This window comes from Streptococcus sp. 517s (assembly GCF_054445985.1).
In genome coordinates this window covers 800,372-812,296 of sequence record NZ_CM136847.1, presented here as the reverse complement: position 1 = coordinate 812,296, position 11,925 = coordinate 800,372, and the positions used below count along the sequence as shown (strand labels likewise).

Annotated in this window: 12 protein-coding genes; all 12 read right to left on the bottom strand. The window is 41.0% G+C overall.

The window, feature by feature from the left end; translation table 11 throughout:
- Nucleotides 1-52 precede the first annotated feature (52 nt).
- Nucleotides 53-901, bottom strand: coding sequence for a DNA-processing protein DprA (dprA, locus tag ACVX3R_RS04185; protein WP_458795572.1), 849 nt, complete (start codon nucleotides 899-901; stop codon nucleotides 53-55).
- A gap of 80 nt (nucleotides 902-981) precedes the next feature.
- Nucleotides 982-1,611 (bottom strand): hypothetical protein, encoded by a 630-nt coding sequence (locus ACVX3R_RS04180; protein ID WP_458795571.1) that lies wholly within the window; start codon nucleotides 1,609-1,611, stop codon nucleotides 982-984.
- A gap of 144 nt (nucleotides 1,612-1,755) precedes the next feature.
- Complete coding sequence (gene lepA / locus ACVX3R_RS04175) at nucleotides 1,756-3,579, bottom strand: translation elongation factor 4 (RefSeq protein WP_458795570.1); 1,824 nt, start codon at nucleotides 3,577-3,579, stop codon at nucleotides 1,756-1,758.
- A gap of 78 nt (nucleotides 3,580-3,657) precedes the next feature.
- Complete coding sequence (locus ACVX3R_RS04170) at nucleotides 3,658-4,386, bottom strand: metallophosphoesterase family protein (RefSeq protein ID WP_458795569.1); 729 nt, start codon at nucleotides 4,384-4,386, stop codon at nucleotides 3,658-3,660.
- Nucleotides 4,387-6,054: a DNA repair protein RecN gene (gene recN / locus ACVX3R_RS04165; RefSeq protein ID WP_458795568.1), complete on the bottom strand. Its 1,668-nt coding sequence runs from the start codon at nucleotides 6,052-6,054 to the stop codon at nucleotides 4,387-4,389.
- 6 nt (nucleotides 6,055-6,060) lie between these two features.
- Nucleotides 6,061-6,492, bottom strand: a complete 432-nt coding sequence (locus ACVX3R_RS04160) for an arginine repressor (protein WP_001034408.1) — start codon at nucleotides 6,490-6,492, stop codon at nucleotides 6,061-6,063.
- Nucleotides 6,485-7,300, bottom strand: coding sequence for a TlyA family RNA methyltransferase (locus tag ACVX3R_RS04155; protein WP_458795567.1), 816 nt, complete (start codon nucleotides 7,298-7,300; stop codon nucleotides 6,485-6,487). Before ACVX3R_RS04155 ends, ACVX3R_RS04160 begins: the two co-directional genes overlap by 8 nt.
- Entirely contained in the window at nucleotides 7,293-8,168 is an 876-nt protein-coding gene (locus ACVX3R_RS04150) for a polyprenyl synthetase family protein (protein ID WP_458795566.1), read from the bottom strand. The genes ACVX3R_RS04155 and ACVX3R_RS04150 overlap by 8 nt, the downstream gene beginning before the upstream one ends.
- Entirely contained in the window at nucleotides 8,165-8,377 is a 213-nt protein-coding gene (locus ACVX3R_RS04145; RefSeq protein ID WP_000043226.1) for an exodeoxyribonuclease VII small subunit, read from the bottom strand. The genes ACVX3R_RS04150 and ACVX3R_RS04145 overlap by 4 nt, the downstream gene beginning before the upstream one ends.
- Nucleotides 8,355-9,695, bottom strand: a complete 1,341-nt coding sequence (gene xseA / locus ACVX3R_RS04140) for an exodeoxyribonuclease VII large subunit (protein WP_458795565.1) — start codon at nucleotides 9,693-9,695, stop codon at nucleotides 8,355-8,357. The genes ACVX3R_RS04145 and xseA overlap by 23 nt, the downstream gene beginning before the upstream one ends.
- A gap of 128 nt (nucleotides 9,696-9,823) precedes the next feature.
- Nucleotides 9,824-10,462, bottom strand: coding sequence for a uridine kinase (gene udk / locus ACVX3R_RS04135; protein WP_009730252.1), 639 nt, complete (start codon nucleotides 10,460-10,462; stop codon nucleotides 9,824-9,826).
- A gap of 334 nt (nucleotides 10,463-10,796) precedes the next feature.
- Nucleotides 10,797-11,879 (bottom strand): HNH endonuclease signature motif containing protein, encoded by a 1,083-nt coding sequence (locus tag ACVX3R_RS04130; protein WP_458795564.1) that lies wholly within the window; start codon nucleotides 11,877-11,879, stop codon nucleotides 10,797-10,799.
- Nucleotides 11,880-11,925 lie beyond the last annotated feature (46 nt).

Genomic DNA, 11,925 nt, shown 5'->3' with positions numbered 1-11,925 from the left:
ACTTAGCTCCTATATATAGAAGAAAAGTTTATCTGAGTGGATAAATTTCTCCTTAAAATTCAAACTCAGCTAGCACATCTTGCCCGCTGGCAATCAGTTTTGCTCCCTCTTGGATTAGGTGGTGACAGCCATCTGAATGGCCATCTAAAATGTTTCCTGGAATGGCAAAAACATCACGCCCTTCCTCCATAGCTCGCTCACAGGTGATGAGACTACCTGAACGCATCCTTGCCTCTGCTACAATAACTCCTCGACATAGTCCTGCTATGATTCGATTACGAGCTGGAAAGTGAAATTTCAAGGGTTCTTCACCTGGTCCGTATTCGCTAAGTACCAAATGGTGATTGCCAATGTGTTCCTGCAAACGTTTATTGACACGAGGGTAGAAAACATCCAATCCTGTTCCAATGACAGCAATTGTTCTTCCTCCATTCTGGAGTGCAGCCATATGGGAGGCTGTATCAATTCCTTTAGCCAAGCCACTGACCACGATCAACTCGTTTCCCAAACCTTGGATGACTCTCTGAACCGACTTTGCACCCTGACTAGAACATGAACGGCTCCCTACAACAGCAACCTTTGGAAACTTCAGCAAGTCTAGATTTCCCTTATAAAACAAAAGCGCTGGAGCATCATAAATCTCACTCAGATCCCAAGGATAACAGTCGTCAAGAATAGAAAAGGATGGAAATTTCTGAAACTCCTTCTCCAACTGCGCATCATCTATCTGGAAATAGCGTTCCATAAAGACAGCAGGATTACGGCACCCAGATATTTCAGCAATATCACCTAGCAAGAGCTCCTGATCTACACTCTCGTCATATTCAAGAACAGTTAAAATTTGTTGATTGGTCAGCCCAGCTTTTCTCAATTTGTAAATCTCATAGTTTGTGATCTTCATATACAACTCCATTTCTTTTTCTACTCATCTATCTATTCGTAAAAAAATAAAAAGAAGACCAAGGATCTTCTTTTTTTCATTTATTCAGCTTTAGCTTTAGTATTTGACCAGCTACTTTCAACCATCGGTAAGATTGTTTTTAAAGTTTCCCCATCCCCTTCAAGTGAAACATAGCGGATTTTACCATCATTTGATCGGAAGACCCAGGTAACGAGGTATTTCCCTGACTTAGCAATTGCATTGACAACATAGGCTTCATAGCCTCCAATGGTCGATTTGGAGCCCCAAACCTTACTGAAATCAGAGCTTTGTTCTTTGGAAGTTAAAATACTAGATGAGACAGTCACAACATCCAGTTTAGCATATTCTTCTTCGCTGATATTAAATTGCTCAGCCTTGAAGGTATTTAGCGTAACAATGTTGATATCTGTTCCATCGCAATACTGTATATCATTTCCACCTTCTACTTCATGGAATCGAACCCATGATTTGGGTACCTTGACAAATCCATATTCATTCGAACCGATGATTTGTGTCTCTTCCTTTTTCGCTTCAGAAACAGCAGAACTAGAGCTACTTGTTTCCTGACTGCTAGAAGAACTAACAACCGCAGTCGAACTTTCTTCGGTTGCTGTTTGCGACTTATTGGAGCATGAAGCTAAAAAAGCACTAACAGTAACTACAGTACCTAAAATCAATAATTTTTTCATCCTACCACCTCTCCATCTGCATTATAAGAAAAATAAGAACTTCTGTCAAATTCTGACCTAATCTATTCTGTTAGTTTCCGATTTTATTGCTCACATTTAAAGCAAAAACTCTTAAAAAATCTTCAAGAGTTTTATTTTATATTTCTATTCTTCATCCATGCTCAAGACGCTAAGGAAGGCTTCTTGTGGTACTTCTACTGATCCGATAGCTTTCATGCGTTTCTTACCAGCTTTTTGCTTTTCAAGGAGTTTGCGTTTACGAGAAACGTCACCACCGTAACACTTGGCAAGTACGTTCTTACGAAGGGCCTTGATATCAGTACGAGCCACGATTTTGTGTCCAATAGCTGCTTGGATTGGTACTTCAAATTGTTGACGAGGGATGATTTTCTTGAGTTTATCAACGATGAGTTTTCCACGTTCGTAGGCAAAGTCCTTGTGAACGATAAAGCTGAGGGCGTCCACCTTATCACCATTGAGAAGGATATCCATTTTCACCAGCTTAGATGGACGGTACTCTGACAATTCATAGTCAAAGCTTGCATAACCACGCGTCGAAGACTTAAGCTTATCAAAGAAGTCAAAGACGATTTCAGCAAGTGGAATTTGATAGATAACATTGACACGATTGTCATCAATATAGTCCATGGTCACAAAATCCCCACGTTTGCGTTGAGCCAATTCCATTACTGCCCCAACAAACTCCTGTGGTACCATGATTTGCGCCTTAACATAAGGTTCTTCAATAGTCGCAATCTTGGTTGGATCTGGAAACTCTGATGGGTTAGAGACATCCATAGACTCACCGTCAGTTTGGTTAACCTTATATATAACAGACGGAGCTGTCATGATGAGGTCGATGTTAAACTCACGCTCTAAACGCTCTTGGATAACATCCATATGGAGAAGCCCAAGGAATCCACAACGGAAACCAAATCCAAGCGCCTGCGATGTTTCTGGTTCGAACTGCAGACTGGCATCGTTGAGCTGCAATTTTTCAAGGGCTTCGCGAAGATCATTGTACTTGTTCGATTCGATTGGATAAAGACCCGCAAAGACCATAGGGTTCATTTGCTTGTAGCCATCTAGCGGTTCTGCTGCAGGATTGCTTGCTAGGGTCACTGTATCTCCGACACGCGTGTCTTGAACTGTCTTGATAGAAGCCGCAATATAACCAACGTCACCTGTGGCTAGGAAATCACGCCCTACTGCTTTCGGCGTGAAAATACCAACTTCCGTCACATCAAAAGACTTGCCATTGCTCATGAGTTGAATCTTATCGCCAGGTTTAACCACTCCGTCCATAACACGCACTTGGAGGATAACCCCACGATAGGCATCATAAACTGAGTCAAAAATTAAGGCTTTGAGTGGTGCCGTCACATCGCCCGTTGGTGCTGGCACTTTTTCTACAATTTGTTCGAGAATTTCTTCAATACCAATACCAGCTTTGGCTGAAGCTAAGACTGCTTCGCTGGCATCTAGTCCGATGACATCCTCAATCTCTGTACGAACACGCTCTGGATCAGCTGCTGGTAGATCAATCTTGTTAATGACGGGCAAGATTTCCAAATCATTATCCAATGCTAGATAAACGTTGGCAAGTGTTTGAGCTTCAATCCCTTGGGCCGCATCAACCACCAAAATCGCTCCTTCACAGGCAGCTAGCGAACGCGACACTTCATAGGTAAAGTCCACGTGCCCTGGCGTGTCAATCAAGTGGAAAATATAGGTCTCGCCATCTTTTGCAGTGTAATTGAGTTCGATGGCATTGAGTTTAATGGTAATCCCGCGCTCTCGTTCTAGGTCCATACTATCCAGAAGCTGGGCTTGCATTTCACGACTAGAAACCGTCTCGGTCTTTTCCAAAATACGGTCCGCCAGCGTTGACTTCCCGTGGTCAATATGGGCGATAATAGAGAAGTTCCGGATCTTCTCCTGTCGTTTTTTCAATTCTTCTAAGTTCATGATGCTCTTCCTTTCAGGGTATCTATTAATTATAAATTGTTTTTAACATTTTGACAAGACCATACCCTGCTAGGAGTACTAATCTTCGGCGATAAAGCCGTCATTTTCAATGAAATAGTGCTCGGTCATGCCTTGGTCAGTAAAGACAATCCCATGAAGGACACCGCCATAGACAGCTCCTCCATCCATGCCAATCTTGCCATCTTCTGTCACCCAAAGCTCAGCAGTACCACGGTCTTGCTTCAGCAACCCATAGACTGGTGTGTGCCCAAAGACAATGGTTTTTCCAGTATGATTGGTCGCTTCGTGGAACGGTTTTCTGAGCCAGACTTTCTTGTAATCAGTGGTTTCATGCCAATCATCCAAGGTCAAATCAATACCGGCATGGACAAAGATATACTTGTCTGTCTCAACGACAAAAGGCAGCTGACGAATAAATTCAACTAAATCTGCTGCTTCCGTCTCAACACGTTTAGCGTCTTCAACTGCATCCACAGGTGCATCCAAGGGACGACCTAGGATCGAGTTAATGGTTGTATCACCACCATTTCGACGATAGTGGTCATAGCTTTCTTCGGGATTGTCCAACCAAGTTAAAAACATATACTCGTGGTTGCCTGATAGACAGATAGCCCCTTGATTGTCCACCAAGTCCTTGACCATTTCTAGAACACGGCGACTATCCTCACCACGGTCAATCAAATCCCCTAGAAAGAGCAACTGAGTTTGACCATCCCAGGTTTTGAGCAGGTCTTCTAGCATACCTGCCTTTCCGTGAACATCTCCAATTACATAATAGTCTGTCATTTATTTCTCCCTCGTTTGCAATAATTCTCTCGCTTGAGTAAGGGCAGCTTCGGTTACATTTTCCCCAGCCAACATTTTAGCGACTTCCTCTACTCGCTCTTCTAAAGTCAAGAGACGAACCGTCGACACCGTTGAGTGCTCATCGCTAATCTTCTCAATGAAGAATTGATAGTCCGCAATGGCAATCACTTGTGGAAGGTGAGAAATAGCAAGAACCTGACCATGCTGACCAATCTTATGAATCTTTTGAGCAATGGCTTGGGCCACACGACCTGAAACTCCCGTATCCACCTCATCAAAGACAATACTAGTCTTCCCTTCCTTACGAGAAAAGGCTGACTTGATAGCTAACATGAGACGGGATAATTCCCCACCAGACGCAACCTTAACCAAAGGCTTAAAGTCTTCACCTGGGTTGGTAGAAATGAAAAACTCGACCGTTTCATTCCCCTCACGACTAAATTTACCCTTGCTAAAACGAACCTGGAACTGCGCCTTCTCCATATAGAGGTCTTGCAGTTCTTGTTTAATCTCTGCTTCAAGCTGCTGGGCCAAGTCATGGCGAGCAGATGCAAGCTGACCTGCCAAACCAACAAGATTAACTTCCAATTTCTTGAGTTCTGCTTCCAAATCTTCGGAAGAAAGGTTATTACCCGTCAAGAGATTATACTCATCTGTAATCTTGGCAAAATAAAGCAAGACATCGTCTACAGTCCCACCGTACTTACGGGTAATAGTATTCAGAAGGTCTAAACGATTTTCGACCTGCATGAGGCGATTGCCATCAAAATCCAAGTCTTCAATAATATCTTCCAAACGCTTGCTAATATCTTCTAAAACATAGTAGATTTCTGATAGAGAACTTGAAATTTCACGGTATTCAGGATCGTATTCTTCAACACTTTCCATGTCATTCATGGCTGAACGAACATTAGCTAGGCTAGAAAACTCCTCATTGTCCAACATGCTATAGGCATTGGTTAGCGTATCCGCAATATTTTTATGATTGAGGAGTTTATCTCGTTCTTGGTTGAGAGCCAAGTCTTCACCAGCCTGCAAGTTCGCTGCCTCAATCTCTGCCATTTGAAATTCCAACATCTCAATACGAGCCTTGTGTTCCTGCTGATTTTTCTTGACTTCAAGAACTTGTTTACGCATTTTGCGATAGGCATCAAAACTCGTCTGATAGGTCTCCTTCAACTCCAAGAAAGCTGCATCACCAAACTCATCCAACATCTGGATGTGCAGTTGAGGACGCATCAACTCTTCTTGGTCATGTTGCCCATGAATATCGACAAGATGCTGGCCGATTGTACGCAAGACAGAAAGATTGACCATCTGGCCATTGACGCGACTAACACTTCGCCCATTTTGAAGAATCTCACGGCGAATTATGATTTCATCGCCCAATTCCAAACCTTGCTCATCAAAAAGTTCCTGTAAAACACGACTGTTTTCAACCGAGAAAAGCCCCTCAATCTCTGCCTTTGGCGCACCATGACGAATAACATCTGTCGTCGCACGAGCTCCCAACATCATATTCATGGCATCAATGATAATCGACTTCCCTGCACCCGTTTCCCCAGTCAAAACAGTCATACCCTTTTCAAAATTGAGCGAAATCGCCTCAATAATGGCAAAGTTTTTTATCGAAATTTCAAGTAACATACTGACCTACCATTTTTTAACTTGTTCAACAATTTCTTCAGCTGCCTCTGCTGTTCTAGCTACAATTAAGATAGAATCATCATCAGCTAGACAGCTAAAAATCTGTTCAGGAAATGCTTCGACCAACTGACTCTTCACAAAAATAGTATTTCCAGGAATGACAGAAAGGTTGATCATATTTCCCATTAACTCAGAACTCACAATATTGTCCTCAGCCAACTGCAAACTCTTAACAATTGATTTTGGTAACTCATAAATATAGGTATTGTTCTTCAAAGGAATTTTAACAATCCCAAGCTCCTTGATGTCCCTTGAGACAGTGGCTTGAGTAGCAGAAATACCTGCTTCCCTCAAGTACTCAACAATTTCTTCCTGAGTCCCGATCTGATAATCCGTAACAAATCTTCTAATTTTTTCAAGTCTCTCTTTTTTATTCATCTTTAAATTCTCTATGTGCTCTCTCTACAACTTTTTCTATTTCGGGGACAACTTGATTGCTTGCTCCCTCTTCCTTTTTCAAATATGCTAGAAATTCGATGTTTCCATGTCCTCCTTGGATTGGTGAATAGTCTAATCCAAGCACTGAAAAACCTTGTTCAACCGCCATAGCAGTGACAGATTCAAGGACAGTTTGATGAACCTTGGCATCGCGAATGATTCCATTTTTCCCGATTTGCTCACGACCTGCTTCAAACTGAGGTTTGACAAGTGCTACCACCTGACCTTGATCAGCCAAGACACGGTGCAAGGCAGGAAAAATCAGACTGAGGGAAATGAAACTCACATCAATACTGGCAAAGCTCGGCTCCTTTTCGAAATCAGTCTTTTCAGCATAACGAAAATTAAACTGCTCCATGCTGACAACTCGCGGATCTTGGCGTAATTTCCAAGCCAACTGATTGGTACCAACATCAACTGCAAAGACTAACTCAGCACCATTTTGCAACATGACGTCAGTAAATCCTCCAGTGGAAGCCCCAATATCAATAGTGGTTGCGCCATCCACTGATAAATCAAAGACCTGCAAGGCTTTTTCTAATTTTAAACCACCACGGCTGACATACTTGAGTTTTTCACCTTTGAGTTTTAGCTCAGTGTCATCTGGGATTTTCTCTCCTGGTTTGTCAAAACGCTCCCCATTGAGGACAGCTACAACCAGACCTGCCATGACGCCGCGCTTGGCCTGTTCTCGCGTTTCAAACAAGCCCTGTTTATAAGCTAGTACATCCACTCTTTCCTTAGCCATTGATTCTCAAACTTTCTACTACTTTCACAATCGGCTCCGTTTCAAAGCTGACTTCTTGGGCAATTTCTTCTAATTTTACATTAGCTTGATCCAGCGTTTGATTACAAAAAGCAATCGCCTCCTCCAAACCCAACAAGGCTGGATAGGTTGACTTTTCTGCCTGCAAATCCTTTTGTGGAGTCTTCCCGATTTCCTCAAAACTAGCTGTTACATCCAGCACATCATCTCGAACTTGAAAGGCCAGCCCAATCAATTCACCAACCGTTTTCAGTTTTTCTTGTATTTCAGGTGCTAATTCAGCTATGATAGCAGCTGCTTGGAAAGGATAGGCAAGTAACTTACCTGTTTTATTAGCATGAATGGTCTGAAGTTCTTCCAAGGATAAGTGCTGGTGTTCGCCTTCCATATCTAAAACCTGCCCTGCAACCATTCCCAGACTTCCTGAAGCAAGGGATAAGTTGACAATCAAGTCCACCTTGATCTGACTTGGCAAATCTGCCTGCGCTATCAAGGCGTAAGGATCTAGGAACAAAGCATCTCCAGCTAAAATGGCCATTGCCTCGCCAAATTTCTTATGATTGGTCAACCGTCCCCGACGGTAATCGTCATCATCCATGGCAGGAAGATCATCGTGAATCAAGCTCCCTGTATGAATCATTTCCAAGGCCGCGGCTACCTGAGCATGTGCTGGTCTAATAGTAACATGCAAGGATTCCAGAACTTCCAGCAAGAGAAAAGGCCGAATACGCTTGCCACCAGCATGAATGGAATAGAGAACAGCTTCTCGTAAACTAGAAGCAAACTGCTGGTCTCCATAAAAATTTTCCAAAGCCGACTCGACAAGAGCTAATTTTTCTTGCTTCTTCATTCGAAATCACTTTCTGTTCCGTCTTCTTGCATGACCTTGACCAAGGTCTTTTCAGCCTTGTCTAACGTCGCTTGGAGCTCTTTTGACAAGACCATGCCCTTTTGAAAGGCCGCAATTGCATCTTCCAAAGCAATTTCACCATTTTCTAAACTTTGGACAATGGTCTCCAGTTCTGCTAGATTTTCCTCAAATTTCTTTTGTTTTGACATCTTTAACCTCTAATTCTACTTGACCATCTCGCATCAAAAGCGTCACTTGGTCTTTTTTCTTCAAACTCTCAACCGAATCCACAACAGACTCTTCTTTTTTGACAATAGCATAACCACGCGCGACAATTCGGCTAGTATCCAACATCAGCAAGGCTTTCGAAAGTCGCTTGACCTCAGCAACCTTGGCATCATAAACCAGAGCCATTTGGCTGCGTAGGAGCTTGTCCAACTGACTTAGACGGTCTTGATAACGCTGGATTTTGGTAACAGGTGATAATTGGACCAGTTGATACGTCCTTGATTGGACTAATTGGTTGCTATCAGAAATCCGTGTTCGCAAACTTTGTTTTAAGCGCAGTTGCAGTTGATCTAACCGTTGCAAATAACCATCATACAAGCGCTCTGGTTGTCTAAAGATGACTGACTGACTGCATTTTTTCAAAGCTTCTTTTTTCTTTGACAAGACATTCTGAACTGCTGTCGCCATCCGCTTTTCTTGATTTTGCAAATGGGTCAAAAGATCCAACTTGGTCACAGGCGTTGCCAGTTCAGCAGCAGCTGTTGGCGTCGCAGCCCGTCTATCTGCCACAAAATCTGCCAAGGTCACATCCGTCTCATGCCCAACACTAGAAATGATTGGCAAGCGAGATTCAAAAATAGCCCGTACCACAATCTCTTCGTTAAAGGCCCAGAGATCCTCGATCGAACCACCACCACGACCAATAATCAGCAAGTCCAAATCGTCACGTTGATTGGCACGCGCAATATTTCGAGCAATTTCCTCCGCAGCTCCATCACCTTGTACCTTAGTCGGATAAAGAAGGATGTCAACACCAGGGAAACGTCTGCTGACGGTTGTGATAATATCTCGAATAACGGCTCCACTGCGACTGGTTACTACGCCGATACGCTTAGCAAACTGGGGAAGAGGTTGCTTGAAGCGTTCTTGAAACAGGCCCTCTTCTGTCAATTTTTTCTTGAGTTGTTCAAACTGAATCGCAAGCGCACCAACTCCATCAGGTTCAGCCTTCTCAATGATGATAGAGTAGCTCCCACTCGGTTCATAAACCTGAACACGCCCAATCACATTGATTTTCATCCCTTCTTCCAGGTCGAAACCTAATTTCTGATAGATCCCTGACCAGATGGTCGCTTGAATAACTGCATGGTCATCTTTTAGGGAGAAATATTGGTGAGTAGGTCGTTTACGAAAGTTGGAAACTTGACCAGTTAAATAGACCCGTTCCAAGTAAGGGTCTTTATCGAATTTCATTTTCAGATACTTGGTCAAAGTTGTTACCGATAAATACTTTTCCATCTCCACCTACTATTCATTTTCTTGCTTTTCCATGGGTATTATTATACCAAAAACATGCTTAAAAATCACCTTTTTCCTACTGAAACTCAAGGAAAAATAGAAAAAGGAGGCATGGCCTCCTCATCTGATTATTTACTGTTTCGCGCTTCTTCCAAAATTTTTGCAATTTTTGTCGTCAAAAGGTCGATAGCAACGGTATTGCTGACTCCCTCAGGAATGACGATATCGGCATAACGCTTGGTCGGCTCGATAAACTGGTGGTACATGGGTTTGACCACGCCCAAATACTGCTCAATAACGCTGTCTAGACTACGGCCACGCTCCTCCATATCACGCTTAATACGACGAATAATGCGCACATCATCATCTGTATCCACAAAAATCTTGATATCCATCAAATCGCGCAGACGCTTGTCCTCCAAGACCAGAATCCCCTCAACGATAAAGACATCCTGAGGCTCCTGACGATAGGTCTTGCTACTCCGCGTATGCTCTGTATAGTCATAAGTTGGAATGTCCACCGGACGTCCTGCCAACAATTCCTTAATCTGCTCGATCATCAAGTCTGTATCAAAGGCAAATGGATGGTCGTAGTTAGTTTTGACACGCTCTTCAAAGGTCAAGTGAGACTGATCCTTGTAGTATGAATCATGCTCAATCATGGAAATCTTTTCATCAGGAAAATGAGATAAAATGGCTCTTGAAACACTGGTTTTTCCTCCACCAGAACCACCTGTCACTCCGATAATGATTGGTCTATTTTGCATGCTATCCTCCGTTTTTTTATCCGTCGTCTATTCTATCACATTTTTAGCAAAATTTATAGTCTGATTTTGGGTACTCGTCTAATAAATTTCAATAGAAAGCTTATTATCTACTTTGATTAACTAAACAAAAAGACTGTGCAATTTTTAATAAACAGATTTGATATCTATAACCAATTTTGTATAATCCATATATGCATTTTTTCTAAGAATATCTCTTACTTCTTATTAAATTGCCGAGGCACGCTTTACTATTTCCTTCACTTATTTTTGATTCATCTCTTCTAATTTTTTATTATTCTAAACTTCGTTTTCTTCTACTATTTTGAGTTTCACCTTAAATAACAATTATAGAAGCACAATCTTCCCTGAAATGATCAAAACTTTTTCCACTTTCTAAATAGTATTTTACGATTTCTTCGATTAAGCGTTTTTTTCTTAACCTATCTTCTAAGCATTTTTTACTTAACTTATCTTCATCTTCATGAAATAATTTAGGAAATTCAATAGGAAGCCCTTGTTTTTTAATCTGTTGGTAATAGACAATGAGGTCTTCTTTGTTATTTTTAAAAAACATTTCTAAATCCGTCATTGTTTTTACTTCGCTCATTTCATTCTGAAATTCTTGATTTGAAAAAGCAATATATTGAGAAGGCTGACGACGTTTGTTTATCTCCTCATTTAATTTATAAATAACAGAAATATCATTATCTATTATTTCTGTTAAATACTTACATATTTTAAATCCAAAATAATTTTGATCAAACCAATACTTAGATTCAATCTTTTCAAATTCACTACTTTTGCTATATGTATCAAATAGATATTCTATGTATGACTTTAAAATAGACTTTGTTAAAGTTATTGGATTATTTGCTAATATAGTCAAAATCTTTTGAAACTCTAACCTTATTCTATGATTATATGTTTTTTCAATATTATAGTTATTAATGAAATTTTGAATACGTTTATCCATAGGATTGTCTTGATAGTGAAATTTAATATTTGGTTGAAAAGTCTCATCTGTATCATTAAAGTTTACCTCAATATAATCCTCAATATCAAACTCTTCAAAGTAAGGGTTAATTTCACTTTCTTCCTTTGTGAAAGACCTTTTACTATGTTTAGAGGTATTGCACTCCCCACAACATTTGACTAGATTAATTGGTAAAATTGCAAGCCTAGGTTCACCAAGTTTTCGATCATCATTCTCTTTTTCACTCTTAGGCATAATATGTTCGAGTGTTACTTTAGTTGAAAACACACCTTCACAAATAGGACAAATTGCTTGATTATAGGTATTTTTTACAACTGCGAATTTTTGAAATAGGCCTTTTGAGGATGGTCGAACATACGTACCATACCATTTTGAATCAATCTCACACTGTGACTGAATTAGATCAACGTCTAATTCATACAATGAACCTATACTAGCTTTACTTTCATATTCTCTATCTAATTCTGTT